The organism is Streptomyces sp. CMB-StM0423 (genome assembly GCF_002847285.1).
Taxonomy (GTDB): domain Bacteria; phylum Actinomycetota; class Actinomycetes; order Streptomycetales; family Streptomycetaceae; genus Streptomyces.
This window is the reverse complement of the sequence record NZ_CP025407.1, coordinates 2,588,854-2,603,609: the sequence shown is the minus strand read 5'-3', so window position 1 is coordinate 2,603,609 and position 14,756 is coordinate 2,588,854. Positions and strand designations below refer to the sequence as shown.

General features: G+C 74.3%; 15 protein-coding genes. 7 read left to right on the top strand and 8 right to left on the bottom strand.

Annotated elements, in window-relative coordinates; all coding sequences use genetic code 11:
- Positions 1 to 3 precede the first annotated feature (3 nt).
- Positions 4 to 597, bottom strand: a complete 594-nt coding sequence (locus CXR04_RS10965; RefSeq protein WP_234380167.1) for a hypothetical protein — start codon at positions 595 to 597, stop codon at positions 4 to 6.
- Positions 598 to 757: 160 nt separating this feature from the next.
- Here CXR04_RS10965 and CXR04_RS10960 point away from each other — a divergent pair, with 160 nt between their 5' ends.
- Both CXR04_RS10960 and CXR04_RS10955 read left to right on the top strand, forming a co-directional pair.
- Complete coding sequence (locus CXR04_RS10960; protein WP_101421658.1) at positions 758 to 1,171, top strand: YciI family protein; 414 nt, start codon at positions 758 to 760, stop codon at positions 1,169 to 1,171.
- Positions 1,168 to 2,403 carry an RNA polymerase sigma factor gene (locus CXR04_RS10955; RefSeq protein ID WP_101421657.1) on the top strand — a complete coding sequence of 412 codons (1,236 nt, stop codon included), beginning with the start codon at positions 1,168 to 1,170 and terminating at the stop codon, positions 2,401 to 2,403. Before CXR04_RS10960 ends, CXR04_RS10955 begins: the two co-directional genes overlap by 4 nt.
- Positions 2,404 to 2,450: 47 nt before the next feature.
- Here CXR04_RS10955 and CXR04_RS10950 read toward each other — a convergent pair whose 3' ends face one another.
- From CXR04_RS10950 to CXR04_RS10940, 3 genes are all read right to left on the bottom strand, one after another.
- Positions 2,451 to 4,067, bottom strand: coding sequence for a serine/threonine-protein kinase (locus CXR04_RS10950; protein ID WP_101421656.1), 1,617 nt, complete (start codon positions 4,065 to 4,067; stop codon positions 2,451 to 2,453).
- Positions 4,064 to 4,669 carry a hypothetical protein gene (locus tag CXR04_RS10945; RefSeq protein ID WP_101421655.1) on the bottom strand — a complete coding sequence of 202 codons (606 nt, stop codon included), beginning with the start codon at positions 4,667 to 4,669 and terminating at the stop codon, positions 4,064 to 4,066. The genes CXR04_RS10950 and CXR04_RS10945 overlap by 4 nt, the downstream gene beginning before the upstream one ends.
- A 130-nt stretch (positions 4,670 to 4,799) precedes the next feature.
- Positions 4,800 to 6,842 (bottom strand): N-6 DNA methylase, encoded by a 2,043-nt coding sequence (locus CXR04_RS10940; RefSeq protein WP_234380166.1) that lies wholly within the window; start codon positions 6,840 to 6,842, stop codon positions 4,800 to 4,802.
- Positions 6,843 to 7,032: 190 nt separating this feature from the next.
- Between CXR04_RS10940 and CXR04_RS10935 the strand changes: the two genes are divergently transcribed.
- Positions 7,033 to 7,611 carry a DUF4352 domain-containing protein gene (locus CXR04_RS10935; protein WP_101421654.1) on the top strand — a complete coding sequence of 193 codons (579 nt, stop codon included), beginning with the start codon at positions 7,033 to 7,035 and terminating at the stop codon, positions 7,609 to 7,611.
- An 86-nt stretch (positions 7,612 to 7,697) separates the two neighbouring features.
- Complete coding sequence (locus CXR04_RS10930; protein ID WP_101421653.1) at positions 7,698 to 8,567, top strand: hypothetical protein; 870 nt, start codon at positions 7,698 to 7,700, stop codon at positions 8,565 to 8,567.
- Between the two features lie 172 nt (positions 8,568 to 8,739).
- Here CXR04_RS10930 and sodN read toward each other — a convergent pair whose 3' ends face one another.
- Positions 8,740 to 9,135 carry a superoxide dismutase, Ni gene (sodN, locus tag CXR04_RS10925; RefSeq protein WP_101426309.1) on the bottom strand — a complete coding sequence of 132 codons (396 nt, stop codon included), beginning with the start codon at positions 9,133 to 9,135 and terminating at the stop codon, positions 8,740 to 8,742.
- A 148-nt stretch (positions 9,136 to 9,283) separates the two neighbouring features.
- On the opposite strand from sodN, the gene sodX reads away from it, so the two are divergent.
- Entirely contained in the window at positions 9,284 to 9,718 is a 435-nt protein-coding gene (gene sodX, locus CXR04_RS10920) for a nickel-type superoxide dismutase maturation protease (protein WP_101421652.1), read from the top strand.
- A gap of 132 nt (positions 9,719 to 9,850) precedes the next feature.
- Here the strand turns inward: sodX and CXR04_RS10915 are convergent, their stop codons facing one another.
- Positions 9,851 to 10,447, bottom strand: a complete 597-nt coding sequence (locus CXR04_RS10915; protein ID WP_101421651.1) for a CGNR zinc finger domain-containing protein — start codon at positions 10,445 to 10,447, stop codon at positions 9,851 to 9,853.
- Between the two features lie 122 nt (positions 10,448 to 10,569).
- On the opposite strand from CXR04_RS10915, the gene CXR04_RS10910 reads away from it, so the two are divergent.
- The gene (locus CXR04_RS10910; RefSeq protein WP_101421650.1) at positions 10,570 to 11,367 is read left to right on the top strand and encodes a class I SAM-dependent methyltransferase; all 798 of its coding nucleotides are present in this window, start codon (positions 10,570 to 10,572) and stop codon (positions 11,365 to 11,367) included.
- 22 nt (positions 11,368 to 11,389) lie between these two features.
- On the opposite strand, the gene CXR04_RS10905 is transcribed toward CXR04_RS10910, so the two are convergent.
- Positions 11,390 to 11,971: a TetR/AcrR family transcriptional regulator gene (locus tag CXR04_RS10905; protein ID WP_101421649.1), complete on the bottom strand. Its 582-nt coding sequence runs from the start codon at positions 11,969 to 11,971 to the stop codon at positions 11,390 to 11,392.
- Positions 11,972 to 12,081: 110 nt separating this feature from the next.
- Between CXR04_RS10905 and CXR04_RS10900 the strand changes: the two genes are divergently transcribed.
- Positions 12,082 to 13,110, top strand: a complete 1,029-nt coding sequence (locus CXR04_RS10900) for an aldo/keto reductase (protein ID WP_101421648.1) — start codon at positions 12,082 to 12,084, stop codon at positions 13,108 to 13,110.
- Between the two features lie 169 nt (positions 13,111 to 13,279).
- On the opposite strand, the gene CXR04_RS10895 is transcribed toward CXR04_RS10900, so the two are convergent.
- A complete protein-coding gene (locus CXR04_RS10895) occupies positions 13,280 to 14,494 on the bottom strand; it encodes an NAD(P)-dependent malic enzyme (protein WP_101421647.1) in 1,215 nt (404 codons plus the stop codon).
- Between the last annotated feature and the right edge of the window lie 262 nt (positions 14,495 to 14,756).

Sequence of the window (14,756 nt, the reverse complement as noted above, 5' to 3'; positions counted from 1 at the left end):
CGCTCATGTCGCGTCCTCCCCGTCCTGTGCGTCCCCGCCGGCCGGTGCGCCGTCGGCGGGCGCCGGGTCCGCCGGCTGGTCGGGACCCTGGGCCCGTACGTGCCGTACGTGCTCCAGCGAGTCCCGCAGCTCTTGCAGCCAGTCGTCCGCGTGGCTCTCCACCAGCCGTACGCACCACCCCAGCGCCTCGCTCCGGCTGCGCGCCACGCCCGCCGCGATGAGGGTGTCGAGCACCTGCCGCTGCGGCTGCCGCAGCCGGGTCATCACGGGCGCGGAGACGTTCGTGAAGATCTCCCGCCTCCCGCCGCACTCGGCGCCCCAGGAGACCTTCCTGCGGTAGCGCCGCTCGGCGGCGCGCGCCACCGCCATCCGCTCCTTGCGCGTGCGCTCGCGGAACTCGGCGATGCGCCCGTCCAGGGCCGCGTCGCGCTCGGCGGGCGTCGCGTCCTTCGCCAGCCCCGCGGGCTCCGGGATCGAGCCGACGACGCAGATCTCCTCGCGGTCGACGGTCACCTCGACCGGCGAGGCGTAGAGGCCGTCGGGCAGCCGCCCGGTGAGCCATCCTCGTATCTCGTCCGTGTCCTGCGATGTAATCATGTAATCGAGATTACGCCACCCTCCTGTGGAAGAGAACGGGCGGCCGGGCGAAATTCCCGCAAGAATCTTTGGCGGAGCATGTCGAGAACCGCCGGCCGGCCCCGACGTCTCCTGTGAGAGGCGCCCGCACCGGGTGCCGGGAACACGGGAAGTGAGAATCATGAAGTACCTGGTGATGATCTACGGTTCGCAGGCCGACTACGACGCCATGAACGGCACCGGCTCCGACGGCCACCCCGCCTGGACCGAGAAGGATCTGCAGGCGATGTTCCAGCACATGGAGTCGATCAACAACGACCTCGCCGAGACCGGCGAGGTGCTGGAGGGCAACGGGCTGTCGGCGCCGAAGCAGGCCATCGTCGTCACCGGCGGCCCCGGCGGCGCGTCCGTCGTCTCCGACGGCCCGTTCGGCGAGACCAAGGAGGTCCTCGCGGGCTACTGGGTGCTGGACTGCGCCAGCGACGAGCGGGTCACCGAGATCGCCAAGCGCGTCCACCAGTGCCCCGTCCCCGACGGCTCGCCGGCCTCCGACGTCGTGATCCGCCCCATCCTGGAAGCGGCACCGGGCAAGTGAGCGCCCCTGTCGAGGACCTGCTGCGCCGTCACGCGCCGCAGGTCCTCGGCGCCCTCGTCCGGCGCTACGGCCACTTCGACGCCGCCGAGGACGCCGTGCAGGAGGCCCTGCTGGCCGCCTCCGGCCAGTGGCCGGCGCAGGGGGTGCCGGACAACCCGCGCGGCTGGCTCATCCGCGTCGCCTCCCGCCGGCTGACGGACGAGCTGCGCAGCGAGGAGGCCCGGCGCCGCCGCGAGGAGTCCGCCGCCGCGCTGACGCCCCGCGACGACTTCCGCGCGCCGCCGCCGGGGGAGGCGCGCCACCCCTCGGAGGACGACACCCTCACCCTGTTGTTCCTCTGCTGCCACCCCGTGCTCACCCAGCCGTCCCGCATCGCGCTGACCCTGCGCGCGGTCGGCGGTCTGACCACCGCGGAGATCGCCCGCGCCTTCCTGGTGCCGGAGGCGACGATGGCGCAGCGGATCAGCCGGGCGAAGAAGAACCTGAAGGACGCGGGCGCCCGCTTCCGCCGGCCGGAGCCCGCGGAGCTGCCGGGGCGCTTCACCGCCGTCCTGCACGTGCTGTACCTGATCTTCAACGAGGGCTACACCGCCACCTCCGGCGCCTCCCTGCGCCGCGCCGACCTGGCCGCCGAGGCGATCCGCCTCGCCCGCGCCGTGCACGCGCTCGCGCCGGACAGCGGCGAGGCGGCCGGGCTGCTGTCGCTGATGCTGCTCACCGACGCCCGCCGCGACGCCCGCAGCGGGCCGGGCGGCGTCCTGGTCCCGCTCGACGAGCAGGACCGCGGGAGCTGGGACCGCGCGCAGATCGAGGAGGGCGTGGCCCTGGTCAGCCGCGCGCTGACGACCGCAGCACTCGGCCCGTACCAGGTGCAGGCCGCCATCGCCGCCGTGCACGACGAGGCGGAGCGCGCCGAGGACACCGACTGGCGGCAGATCCTCGGGCTGTACGACCTGCTGGAGCGCCTCGCGCCGAGCCCCGTCGTCAGCTTGAACCGGGCGGTGGCCGTGGCGATGGCCGAAGGCCCGCGCGCCGGGCTCGACCTGCTGGCCAAGCTCGCGGACGACCCGCGGCTGGCGGAGCACCACCGTCTCGACGCCGTACGGGCCCACCTGCTGGAGCTGGCGGGGGAGACGGGGGCGGCGCAGGAGGCGTACGGGCGCGCGGCGGAGCGCACGTTGAGCGTGCCCGAGCAGCGTTATCTCCAACTGCGCGCCGCCCGGCTGCGCTGACGGACTGCTGCGCCGACAGGCGACCGTGCAGACAGGCGGCCGCTGGGTCAGCGGGCGCCGAACCTCGTCAGGCTCGCGAGGGCCCGTCGCGCCGACTCCGCCAGCGGGTGCGCGGGGCCGTAGACACGCTCCAGTTCGGGCAGGAGCGCGGACAACTCGCCGCCGGCCGCCGTGTGGTCGCCGAGCGCGAGCTGGAGCTGGGCCGTGCGGTGGCGCAGGCCGAGGGCGTCGGCCGGGTCGAGTCCTGCGTACGGGTTCGTGAAGTACGGCAGCAGCGCGCGGTACTCGGCGAGCGCCGCTGCGGCCGCGCCGATCTGCTCCAGGCACTGGGCGGCCTCGTAGCGGTAGCGGAGCGCCTGCGGGTCGGCCTGGCCGGACTCCGCGGCGCGCTCGTCCGCGAGCCGGCGCAGCTCCGGCAGCGCGCGCCGGTACTGTCCGTCGTCCATGAGCGAGGCCGCGTAGTGCCTGCGGATCATGCGGACCACCGTGGAGCCCTCCCCGTGGCGGGCGCTCGCCTCCGGCAGGATGCCGCCGAGGATGTCGACGGCCTGGGTGATGCGGCCGGCGTCGAGGAGCTGCTTGACCTCGTCCACGGCGGCGGCGAGGTCCGTGCCCGCCCGCGCGGGTGGCGCGCCCGCGGGCGTTGCGGAGGACGGACCGGCGGGCACGGGCGTCGCCGCGCCCCCGGGTGCCCCGAGCGCCTCCTGCGCGCCGGCCGGCCCGGCCGCGCGGCCTCCGGCGGGCGCCGCGGCCCGGTCAGGCCAGGGGGCGTGCGGGCGGCGGAAGGGCCGGGTCGGGTCGAGCATGCCCGCGGGGCGGCCGCCGTCGGGCGCGGGGAGCAGCGGCACCAGCGCCTCGTACACGTCGTGGGCGGTCGCCGGCCGGTCCTGCGGGTCCTTGGCCAGCAGGGAGAGCACCAGGTCCGCCAGCTCCCCGGGCACCTCGGGGCGCACCAGGCCCACCGGCGCGGGCGCTTCGTACAGGTGGCGGTGGAGCACGCCCAGGGCGGTGGAGCCGGCGAACGGCACGCCGCCGGTGAGGAGTTCGTGCAGCACCACGCCGAGCGCGTACAGGTCGGTGTACGGGCCGACGGCACCGCCCATCGCCTGCTCGGGCGCCATGTACGCGGGGGTGCCGATCGGCACCCCGGTGCGGGTCAGGCGGGTGGTGTCGGCGTCGAGGACGGCCGCGATGCCGAGGTCGAGCACGGTGACGGTGCCGTCCGGCCGGACCATGATGTTCCGCGGCTTGAGGTCCCGGTGGACGATCGGCACGGCGTGCACGGCGCAGAGCACCGCGCACAGTTGCGCGGCCACCGCCACGGCCCACTGCCAGGGGTACGGCTCGTGCTCCGCGAGATGGTCGGCGAGGTCGGCGCCGCCGACGTGCTGCATGACGAGGTACAGCTCGCCGGCGTCGCTGCCCGCGTCGTGCACGGTGACGAGGCCGGGGTGGTCGACCTGCGCGGTGGTGCGGCACTCGCGGGTGAAGCGGCGGCGCAGCTCGTCCGCCTGGGAGCCGGTCGTCATCGTCTCGACCCGGAGCAGCTTGACCGCGACGCGGCGGTCGAGCGTCCGGTCGTACGCCTGCCAGACCTGGCCCATGCCGCCCTTGCCGATCGGGGTGGACAGCTCGTAACGGCCCGCGACGAGACGGCCGTTCACCGGTCGCCTTCCTGCTCGCGGCGGAGGAGGTCGCTCAGCTCGTCGAGTTCGGCGCGGACCCGGGCGGCGCGGGGCGCGTCCGGCGCGGGCGGCTGGGGCGCGGCAGGCCGGGGCGGCGCGGCCCCCGGCGGCGGTGGCGGGGTGTCGTGCGCGTACGGCCCGGGGCCCTGCGCGTACGGCGAGGGGTGCTGCCCGTACGGCGGCGGGACGGGCGCGTACGGCGGCACCGGCCCGCCCGCCGCGGGACCGCCCGCGCCGAACCGCCGCCCGGCGGCCTCCCGGTGGTGCTGGATGTCGACCATGAGGAACCACGGGACGACCGACACGATGAGCACGATCAGCAGGATCCCGCCCGTGTTCTCGCGCCACGCCGGCAGCTCCTGGCCGTCCACCGTGGCCAGCATCGCCAGCGCGCCGGCGGCGACCGCGGCGGAGGCCCAGAACAGCACCCAGTCGAGGCGCGTACGCCGCAGGATCGCCAGCCGCAGCATCGCCGCCCAGGCGAGCAGGCCGAGGCTGGCGACGGCCACGACGGTGAAGACCACGCGCAGCACGACGCGCAGCGCGGGAGAGGCGGAACGCGGCTCCGGAGGGCCGTACATGCGGGTGCTCCTGTGCGGGACCGGTGGGGGTGCGGCGCCCGGCGGCGGGAGAGCCGCCGCCGGGCGTGGGCAGGTGTGCGGAAAAGGTGGAGAAAGCGTACCTACGCGGGCGCGCGCGTGCCCCGCGGTCCTACCAGGGTCCGACGCTGCCCTCGGCCAGCCCGTCGTACAGCCCCTGCACCAGCCGGCCGCCGAGCCGCCCCGCCTCGCGCAGCGCGTCCTCGAACGCGGCCAGCCCCCGGAACAGCTCGCCGTGGCGCCGCTGTTCCGCGGGCGGCAGCCGGGGGAGCTGGAGCCGGCGTACGTCGAGGCGGGTCGCGGTGGAGGCGTGGCTGCTGGCCTGCCGGGCGTTGGCCGTACCGCGCAGGAAGCCGGCGAGGAACCAGGGGTCCACGGCCGCCGCGTCCGGGCGCAGCAGCGCCAGGTTGCGGCCGAGCGCGGCGCCCGCGGTGTCCCCGTCGACGACCCGGGCGACCCGCCCGCCGCCCAGCACGGGCACCACCACGTCCCCCGCCGCGACCAGGAGCGGCTCCTCCGCCGCGCCCTCCGGCAGCCGCCCGGAGGGCGCGGTGCCCCCGGCGACGTCGTGCTCGGTCAGCACCGGCGGCGCCGCGCCGCCCGGCGGCACCGCGCCCGCGCCGCCCATCCGCAGCTTCAGGGCACCGGCCCGGGCCAGTTCCCCGACCGTGGTCAGCGGCGCCTCCCGGGCCGCGGCCCGCGCCGGGGGCGGCGGCGTGCGGTCCACGCTCAGCCGCAGGGCCTCGGCCAGCCGCTCCCGTACGTCGCCGAGCGCGGCCGCGGAGCCGTCCGCGGCGGCAGGCGGCAGGTGCCGGGCGGGCGTGAGGTCCACGTCGTCGTCGAGCAGGTCGACGACGGACACGGTACGCACCGCCCCCGGCTCCTCCGCGATCTCGCCGCCGCGGTCGAACGCGCGCCAGGCGGCGGTCACATCGGTGTGCAGCGGCGCCCAGCGGACCCGGTCCCGGCCGGTCCCGTAGCGCTCGGCGGCGTCCACGAACAGCAGCCGGAGCCCGCCCGCGGGCGCGGTCGCGCCGGGCTTGCGGAGCACCCAGAGGTGCAGCGGGAGCCCGTACGGAACCGCCGCACCGGCCGGCAGCGCGACGACGGCCCGCAGCGCCCCGCGGCGCAGCAGTTCGGCGCGGACGCGGCGGCCGGAGCGGCGGGAGGCGGCGGCGGGCGGCATCAGGAGGACGGCGGTGCCGCCGTCGCGCAGCCGGGCGAGCGCGTGCTGCACCCAGGCCAGCTCGGACTCGGTGCGGGCGGGCAGCCCGTAGCCGAAGCGGGGGTCGTAGGCGAGTTCGTCGTGGCCCCAGTTGCGCTCGTTGAACGGCGGGTGGCAGAGCACGGCGTCGACGGCGACGTCCGCGAAGGCGTCGGCGCGCAGGCTGTCCGCGGCCGCGGCCCTGACCTCGGCGCCGGTGTGCAGCGCGAGCCGCAGCGCGGCGAGCGCGGCCAGGTCGGGGTCCGCCTCCTGCGCGTAGCGGGGGCCTTCGCCGGGGGCGGCGGTGAGCAGGGTGCCCGCGCCGCACGCCGGGTCGAGCACGGCCGCCCGCCGGCCGACGCCTGCGGTCGCGGCCATCAGCGACGCCGGCTCCGGCGGGGTCAGCGTGTGCTGCCGGGGGTTGGCCTCCAGATAGCGGGTGAGCAGGAACTCGTACGCGCGCGGGGCGCTGCCCGCCTCCGCGGCCAGCTCGCCCGCGCCGCGCAGGAGCGGCAGGGCGGCGGAGACGTCGTCGGGGATGTTCACAGGATGCTGTGAACCGAGCCGTGCGGCCAGCACCTCCCGCAGCGCGGGCGGCAGTCCCGCGGCACGGGCGGCGTCGGCCCCCTCGGCCAGGGCGAGCCATTCGGCGGGCCGTTCCCGTACGACGAGCAGCGCCGCCCCCGCGAGGGCGAGCCCGGCGGGGGCGCCGTCGGGGTGCGCCGCCACCTGCTGCCAGACCCGCTCGCGCAGCGGCACGGCACGGATCTTCCCCTGGCCGCGCAGCCACTCCTCGACCGCGACGAGGTCGAAGGTGGGGCTGGCCTCGGTGCCGCCGACGGGGCGGGGGAAGTCCGCGTGCCGGCGCCGCCAGTTGCTGACGGCGGCCCTGCCGACGCCGGCGAGGCGTGCGATGCCGGCGGCGGTCACTGCGGTGTGCTCGTCCGGCACGGCGCCTCCTCGCGTGGTTCGGCCCTGCTGCGGCCAAAGTTGTGAGCCACAGCATAGCCAGACGCCTGCGGGAGCATGTCCACGGCGTGAATGGAATCTCGATGAATTCCTGTGTTGACGACGTTCACAGTCTTCTCTAATGTTGCCCCCAGGGCCCCGAACGGGGGTTCGCCGATCAGGGGAGGGACCCATGTCCGCATCCGTCACCGCGCCCCGCCGCGGAGTTCTCGCCGTCGCCGGCGCCGTCGCCGCCGTGCTCGCCCTCGGCGGGCTCACCGCCTGCGGCTCCGAGGAGCCGAAGACCGAGAAGGCCGGCTCCGCCGCGCAGGGCGGCGGGAGCGGGAAGGACTCGGAGAAGGAGGAGGCGCCGGAGGGGCAGGGCGGGGCGCTGGCCCCGGGCGACACCGCGGCCTACGACGACCTCAAGGCCACCGTCTCCGAGGCGTCGCCGTACGCCATAGACGAGATGGTCGAGGTCCCGGCCGGCCACAAGCCCTTCGAGGTGACGGTCACGCTGGAGAACGTCGGCGACGCGAAGTTCGATCCGACGATGACCCTCCTGATGGCCCGCGCGGGGGAGGAGGGCAACGAGGCCGAGGAGATCTTCGACGGCCAGGTCGGCGGCGGCTTCACCGGCACCGTGCTGCCCGGCAAAAAGGCCACGCAGAAGTTCGCCTTCTTCGTCCCCGACGGTGCGAAGAACCTCGATGTCGAGGTCGTGGTGGGCGACTTCGAGAAGGAGCCCGCCACCTGGAGCCTCCCGCTCTGAGGCCCGTCTCCCGGCGCGCCCGCCCCCGTCCGGGGCGCCGGTGAGACGGCTCGGCCGGTGTCGCCGCCAGGCGGTACATTGCGCTCATGTCGATACCGCCGGGCCCGCCGCCGAATCCGTACCAGCAGAACAACCCCAACCCCTACGCACAGCAGCAGCCCCAGGGCTCGGTGCCGCAGCAGTACCCGTACGCACAGCCGACGATGCCCGCCGGTGTCCCGATCACCAGCCAGCCCTCCGGCGGCCCGCCGGGCCAGCCGCCCGGCCAGCCCCCGGGGGCGCCGCCGCCCGGCTTCGGCGCCGCGGAGAAGAAGGGCGTGCCGGCCTGGCTGTGGGGCCTCGGGGGCGTGGTGGTCGCCTCCGCGGTGTGGGCGGGCGCGCTCTTCGCCACCGGCGGGTTCGACTCGTCCGAGGACCCCGAGCCGGTCCTCGGCTACGGCTTCGAGAAGGACCTCTGCGAGAGCACCGATCTGAAGGCGTTCGACGAGCAGTACGACACCTCGGACGCCGCCGGCGGCGCCACCGGCTGGGGCTCGGAGCAGGAAGAACTGTCCCAGAGCTTCTGCAGTTGGAGCCTGACGGACCGCGAGCAGGACCCGGACGACTACTCCAGCTCCTACGTCTCCGTCACCGCCATCTGGCACGGGGCGTCGGACCCCACCGGCGAGTTCGCCCCGACGTACAAGGGCTACGAGGACCGCTCGGACGCGGACTACAAATACAAGACCGAGCCGGTCAAGGGCTTCGGCGAAGAGGCGTACCTGGTCAGGGAGAACGGCGAGGGCGACAGCAGCAGCCGCTCCATGACCCTGGCCGTGCGCGACGGCTGGTTCACCTTCCAGATGGACTGGAGCTACTACGGAGGCACCGACTCCACCGCCCCGCCGTCGCCCGACGAGGTGGAGCAGATGCTGAAGGACGAGACCGAGACGGTGCTCGCCGATCTCAAGAAGTAGTCGGCGGCGGTGAGAACGCGCGCGTGGCGGCAAGAAGTTGCCGGCCCGCGGGCGTAGCAGGGAACTGCCACGGGGGCGGAGCCGATTCGCGCCGGGGCGGCCAGGAGACCGGAACGCGCCCGTACCGTCCGTGACGGTACGGGCGCGCGGGTGTCCGTAGCCCGTAAGGGGCTCAGCCCTGCTTGGTCTCCCAGAAGATCTTGTCGACCTGGGTGATGTAGTCCAGCGCCTTCTGGCCCGTGGCCGGGTCGGTGGACCCCTTGGCGGCGCTGAGGGCCTTGAGCGTGTCGTTGACGAGCTGGTGCAGCTCAGGGTACTTCTCGAAGTGCGGGGGCTTGAAGTAGTCGCTCCACAGCACCGAAACGTGGTGCTTGGCAAGCTCCGCGCGCTGCTCCTTGATGGTGGTGGCCCGCGCCTGGAAGTGCGGGTCGTCGTTCCCTTGCATCTTCTCCTGGATGGCCTTGACCGATTCGGCCTCGATACGGGCCTGGGCCGGGTCGTAGACGCCGCAGGGGAGGTCGCAGTGGGCACTGACCGTCACCTTGGGGGCGAACAGGCGAGAAAACATGGAAAGCAGCCGTCCTTCCTCGTGATCGTCTTCCAGGTGGGACATTACTCCGTGGGGAACGAAAATTCGCGAGTGCCCCGGAGGGCTTAGGTCAAAAGTCCAGTGGAAGGCTGGGCCTTGTGGACGACAGGCCGGAGGTGCATGCCCGATGCAGGGCCAGGTGAACGAGCGCAGGCACGACGCCGGGCGCCGAGGGCTGCAGCGCCTCGGCCTCGCGGCGGTCGACGGTCCGTCGATGGTGCCCACGCTGCGTCCGGGGGATCAGCTTGTCGTGCAGTACGGGGTGGAGGTGCGGCCCGGAGACGTGGCGGTGCTGCGCCATCCGTTCCAGCAGGATCTGCTGATCGTGAAACGGGTGGTGGCGCGCCGCGACGGCGGCTGGTGGGTGCTCGGCGACAACCGGTTCGTGGAGAACGACAGCCGGGAGTTCGGCGCCGTACCGGACGAACTGGTCGTCGCCCGCGCCCTCCTGCGCCTGCGCCCCCCGAGGGGCCTTCAGCCCTCGGTCCGCTCGGTCCCCGCGGCGGTCTCCTGGGCGGCGTCGGCGGTGCGGCCGTTGGCCTGGCGCTTCCGGGCGCGGTAGGCCGCGACGTTGGCGCGGGTCCGCTGCCGCGGTGGTGGCGGGAGGGGGGGGCTTCGGGGCGCGTACGTCCCCTGCTTCCGCAGTCCCTCACTTTCCCGTCCGCCGCGGCGGAGCCGGCCTGGCGGGTTGCTGTCAGTCCCCGGTGCGGTCCGCGCCCGGCGCGGTCTCCTGGGCGGCGTCGGCGGTGCGGCCGTTGGCCTGGCGTTTCCGGGCGCGGTAGGCCGCGACGTTGGCGCGGGTGGCGCAGCGGTCGGAGCAGTAGCGGCGGGACCGGTTCGTCGAGGTGTCGAGGAAGACGTTGCGGCACGGCGGGGCCGCGCAGAGGCCCAGGCGGTCGACGCCGAGGTCGGTGAGGTGCACGGCCAGCCCCATGCACGCCGCGGCGGCGAAGCCCGCCCCGGAGTTGGCCGACTGCTCCGCGATGTGCAGGTGCCACTTGGGCCGCCCGTCCTCGTCGCGGAAGTCGTGCCCGCTGACCTGCGGGCTGACCGGGAAGTCGATGAGCAGCGCGTTGAGCATGTCGACGGCGCGCACCTCGTCGCCCTCGTCGGCGGCTTCGAAGATCCCCCGCAGCCGCCCGCGCACCTGGCGCAGCCTGCTGACGTCGGCGTCCGTGGCCCGCCGGGTGAAGTTGCCGCTGTCCAGGAAGAGCTCCTTGGCCGCGTCCAGCGAGGTCAGCGAGTCGGTGCCGCGCTGCGGCTCCTCGGTGTTGACGAGGCGCACGGCCATATCTGAGTAATAGGCCAGTTCCACTTGTAGTCCTTACGGGCTCGGCTTATGCTGACGCGGCGGGGCCGTAATGGACGACCCCGTATAGAGGGTATTACGCAGCAGAGGCAGGGGAGGCAGCAATGGCCGGAACGACCGCCGCCGCGACGCCCGTGGGGGCCGACTGGCAGGGCTGGCAGGCGAGCTGGGACCGCCAGCAGGAGTGGTACATGCCGGATCGCGAGGACCGCTTCCGGGTGATGCTCGACGCCGTCGAGGCCCTCGTGGGCCCCGAGCCCCGGGTGCTCGACCTGGCCTGCGGTACGGGCAGCATCAGCGCCCGGGTGCTGCGCCGGTTCCCCGGCGCCCGCACCACCGGCGTCGACCTCGACCCCGCGCTGCTCACCATCGCGCGCGGCACCTTCGCCGACGACCCGCGCGCCGAGTTCGTCACCGCCGACCTCGCCAAGCCCGACTGGACGGCGCGGCTGCCGCACGGCTCGTACGACGCGGTGCTCACCTCCACCGCGCTGCACTGGCTCTTCTCCGACCAGCTCGCCACGCTCTACGGGCAGATCGCCGGCGTCGTCCGCGAGGGCGGGATCTTCGTCAACGCCGACCACATGCCCGACCCCGTGACGCCCGCCATCAACGAGGCCGTGCGCAACTGGAGCAAGGTCCGCCAGGACCGCGAGCGGGCGGAAGGCGTGCTGGACTGGGCGGACTGGTGGCGCGTGGTCGCGGCCGACCCGGTGCTCGGCGGCCCCGCGGCCGAGCGCTTCGCGATATTCGGCGACCCGAACGACCCGAACGAGGGCCACGCCGACGGCGACGTCCAGGCCCCCGCCTGGCACGCCGAGACGCTGCGCGCAGCCGGCTTCGCCGAGGCCCGTACGGTCTGGGCGTCCGCGCGGGACGCGGCGGTGCTGGCGCTGCGCTGAGCGGCCGCGCCGGCGGGCGGCGTCAGCCGCGGTAGCGCAGCCCGTCGACGAGCAGTCCGATCATGCGCCGCGTGTACTCCTGGTCGTCCGGGTCGATGATGCTGCTGAGCGCCTGCAGCAGGTCGTCGGGGGTCACGTCGGAGCGGATGTCGCCGGCCGCCGCGGCGGCGTCCAGCAGCTCGGTCAGGGCGGGGACGAAGCGCTCCTGGAAGTACCCGGGCAGGCTCTCGTACGTGCAGTCGCCGGAGTGGAGGGCGGCCTTCAGGCCCTGCTTGGCGGTGATGAACCGGGTGAAGCGGTGCAGCCACCGCGTCAGCGCCTCCACCGGCTCGTACTGCGCGGCGAGCGCGGGGGCGGCCGCGGCGCAGGCGTCGACCTCGTTGCGGAAGACGGCCGTGATGAGGTCGGAGCGCTGCGGGAAGTGCCGGTAGAGCGTCCCCGCCCCCACCCCCGCCTTCGCCGTGATGCGGCGTACGGGCGCGTCCACGCCCTCCGTCTCGAAGACCTCGGCGGCCGCGGTCAGCAGCGCGTCGAGGCTGCGCCGGACGTCCGGCCGCATGTGGCGGCCGGGGGCCGGCTCCCCCGTGGTGCTGCGCTCAGGCATGCGCGGACCCCTTGCAAAAGCGGAACAGTGTTCCGTATTCTCGGACTGAACGGCGTTCCGTATTCACTCTATCGGCGCGTACGACCCGCAGTCCACGCAGGAGGAGAGCCATGCAGTACCGCACGCTGGGCCGGACCGGGATCAAGGTCAGCCCCTACTGCCTGGGCGCGATGATGTTCGGCGCCCAGGGCAACCCCGACCACGACGAGTCCGTCCGCATCATCCACAAGGCGCTGGCCGCGGGCGTCAACTTCGTCGACACCGCCGACATCTACGGCCACGGCGAGTCCGAGGAGATCGTCGGCAAGGCGCTCAAGGGCCGCCGCGACGACGTCGTGCTCGCCACCAAGGCGCACCTGCCCATGGGCGACGACCCCAACCGGCAGGGCAACTCCCGCCGCTGGCTCGTCCGCGCCCTGGAGGACTCGCTGCGCCGGCTGGGCACCGACCACGTCGACCTGTTCCAGATCCACCGGCCCGCCCCCGACACCGACATCGAGGAGACCCTGTCCGCGCTCACCGACCTGGTGCGCGCCGGGAAGGTACGGGCCGTCGGCACGTCCGCGTTCCCCGCCTCGGACCTGGTCGAGGCGCAGTGGACCGCCGAGCGGCGCGGCCTGGTGCGGTTCCGCACCGAGCAGCCGAACTACTCGGTCCTCGACCGCGGCATCGAGCGCGAGGTGCTGCCCGTCTGCGAGCGCTACGGGATGGGCACGCTGGTGTGGAGCCCGCTGGCCGGCGGCATGCTCACCGGCCGCTACCGCAAGGGCCAGGAGCCCACCACCTTCCGCGGCGGCTACGGCTTCAGGCACCTCGCCGACGAGCGCAGGCTCGACACCGTCGAACGGCTCCTTCCGCTCGCGGAGAAGGCGGGCCTGTCGCTGACGCACATGGCGCTGGCCTTCGTGATCTCCCACCCGGGTGTCACGTCCGCGATCATCGGGCCGCGCACCATGGAGCAGTTGGACGACCTGCTCGCGGGCGCCGGGACGACCCTCGGCGACGACGTGCTGGACGAGATCGACGCCATCGTGCCGCCGGGCACGGAGGTCGGGCGGCTGGACATGGCGTACGACCCGCCGGCGATCCTGCACGCCGGGCTGCGGCGCAGGGCGCCGGGGGAGCGCGTGGCGGCCTGAGGGGCGCGGGCCGTACGCCGCCGCCCGTACGCGCCCGCCCGTACCGCGCCTCCGTACGACGCGCAGCGGGGCCGCCCGGCACACACCGCCGGACGGCCCCGCTCACGGTTCTCCACGGCCCGGACGCGCGCCGCCCGCCGGGCGTGCGCCGTACGGGCCGCGCGGCCGGCTACCGCCGCGCCACGCCCTCCGCGCGCGCCGCCGCGGCGACCGCGCGCGTGATGGCCGGCGCCACCCGCTCGTCGAACGGCGACGGAATCACGCACTCCGGGCTCAGCTCGGCCGCGACCACGTCGGCCAGCGCCTCGGCCGCCGCCAGCTTCATGCCCTCGGTGATCCGCGAGGCGCGGACCTGGAGCGCGCCGGCGAAGATGCCGGGGAACGCGAGCACGTTGTTGATCTGGTTCGGGTAGTCGCTGCGGCCGGTGGCGACGACCGCCGCGTACTTGTGCGCCACGTCCGGGTGGATCTCCGGGTTCGGGTTGGCCATGGCGAAGATGAACGCGCCCTCCGCCATCGTCGCCACCGCCCGCTCCGGCACCGTGCCGCCGGAGACGCCGATGAAGACGTCCGCGCCCGCGAGCGCCGACTCCAGCGAGCCCGTACGCCCCGCGCGGTTGGTCAGCTCCGCCAGTTCCCGCTTGGCGTCGGTCAGGTCCTCGCGGTCCGCGGAGACGATGCCCTTGCGGTCGGCGACGACCACGTCCCCGATGCCGGCCTCCACGAGGATCTTCGCGATCGCCGCGCCGGCTGCGCCGGCCCCGGAGATCACCGCGCGCAGCTCGCCGAGCGACCGGCCGCTGAGCTTCGTCGCGTTGCGCAGCGCGGCGAGCGTGACGACGGCGGTGCCGTGCTGGTCGTCGTGGAAGATCGGGATGTCCAGGCGCTCCTGGAGCTTGCGCTCGATCTCGAAGCAGCGGGGGGCGGAGATGTCCTCCAGGTTCACCCCGCCGAAGGAGGGCGCCAGCCGCGCCACGGTCTCGACGATCTCGTCGACCTCGCGGCAGTCCAGCGCGACGGGGACCGCGTCCACGCCGCCGAACTGCTTGAAGAGGATGGCCTTGCCCTCCATCACCGGAAGGGACGCCTCAGGCCCGATGTCGCCGAGGCCCAGGACCGCGCTGCCGTCCGTGACGACGGCGACGACCTGGGACTTCCAGGTGTAGTCGTGGACGAGTTCGGGCTGTTCCGCGATGGCGGTGCACACCTTGGCGACGCCCGGTGTGTAGGCGAGCGACAGGTCGTCCCTGTCGTTGACCGGCACGGTCGCCTGGACGGCCATCTTGCCGCCCCGGTGGAGCGCGAAGGCCGGGTCGAAGTAGTCGTCGTCTGGGCTGTCGGACGTATCCGTCCCGCTCGGAGGGTTGACGATCTCCGCTGCCACGTTGTTGACCCCTTAGTCACAGTCAGAAAGAGGAACCACCCCTCTCGGTCGAGGGGTGGGCGGGCACGTGTCCGGCCGCCTGGCCGCGGAGTGAGCGCCATGGCCACGGTGAGGCCCGGACACCGGGCGCGCCGCACTCGCGCCCTGGGCCCCGGATTTGGGGTGTAAGTGTCCGTTGTACAGGAAGCCGAGCGCCCCGTGCGAGCAACTTCTCGAGACTGAACGGAGCCGAATCGCATAGCCATGCGGAGGCTTGCATACT

What these genes read in the sequence shown, in the direction of transcription:
- CXR04_RS10965 (WP_234380167.1), bottom strand. Translation starts at nt 597, where the DNA reads ATGATTACATCGCAGGACACGGACGAGATACGAGGATGGCTCACCGGG.
- CXR04_RS10960 (WP_101421658.1), top strand. Translation starts at nt 758, where the DNA reads ATGAAGTACCTGGTGATGATCTACGGTTCGCAGGCCGACTACGACGCC.
- CXR04_RS10945 (WP_101421655.1), bottom strand. Translation starts at nt 4,669, where the DNA reads ATGTACGGCCCTCCGGAGCCGCGTTCCGCCTCTCCCGCGCTGCGCGTC.
- CXR04_RS10935 (WP_101421654.1), top strand. Translation starts at nt 7,033, where the DNA reads ATGTCCGCATCCGTCACCGCGCCCCGCCGCGGAGTTCTCGCCGTCGCC.
- CXR04_RS10930 (WP_101421653.1), top strand. Translation starts at nt 7,698, where the DNA reads ATGTCGATACCGCCGGGCCCGCCGCCGAATCCGTACCAGCAGAACAAC.
- sodN (WP_101426309.1), bottom strand. Translation starts at nt 9,135, where the DNA reads ATGTTTTCTCGCCTGTTCGCCCCCAAGGTGACGGTCAGTGCCCACTGC.
- sodX (WP_101421652.1), top strand. Translation starts at nt 9,284, where the DNA reads ATGCAGGGCCAGGTGAACGAGCGCAGGCACGACGCCGGGCGCCGAGGG.
- CXR04_RS10915 (WP_101421651.1), bottom strand. Translation starts at nt 10,447, where the DNA reads ATGGCCGTGCGCCTCGTCAACACCGAGGAGCCGCAGCGCGGCACCGAC.
- CXR04_RS10910 (WP_101421650.1), top strand. Translation starts at nt 10,570, where the DNA reads ATGGCCGGAACGACCGCCGCCGCGACGCCCGTGGGGGCCGACTGGCAG.
- CXR04_RS10905 (WP_101421649.1), bottom strand. Translation starts at nt 11,971, where the DNA reads ATGCCTGAGCGCAGCACCACGGGGGAGCCGGCCCCCGGCCGCCACATG.
- CXR04_RS10900 (WP_101421648.1), top strand. Translation starts at nt 12,082, where the DNA reads ATGCAGTACCGCACGCTGGGCCGGACCGGGATCAAGGTCAGCCCCTAC.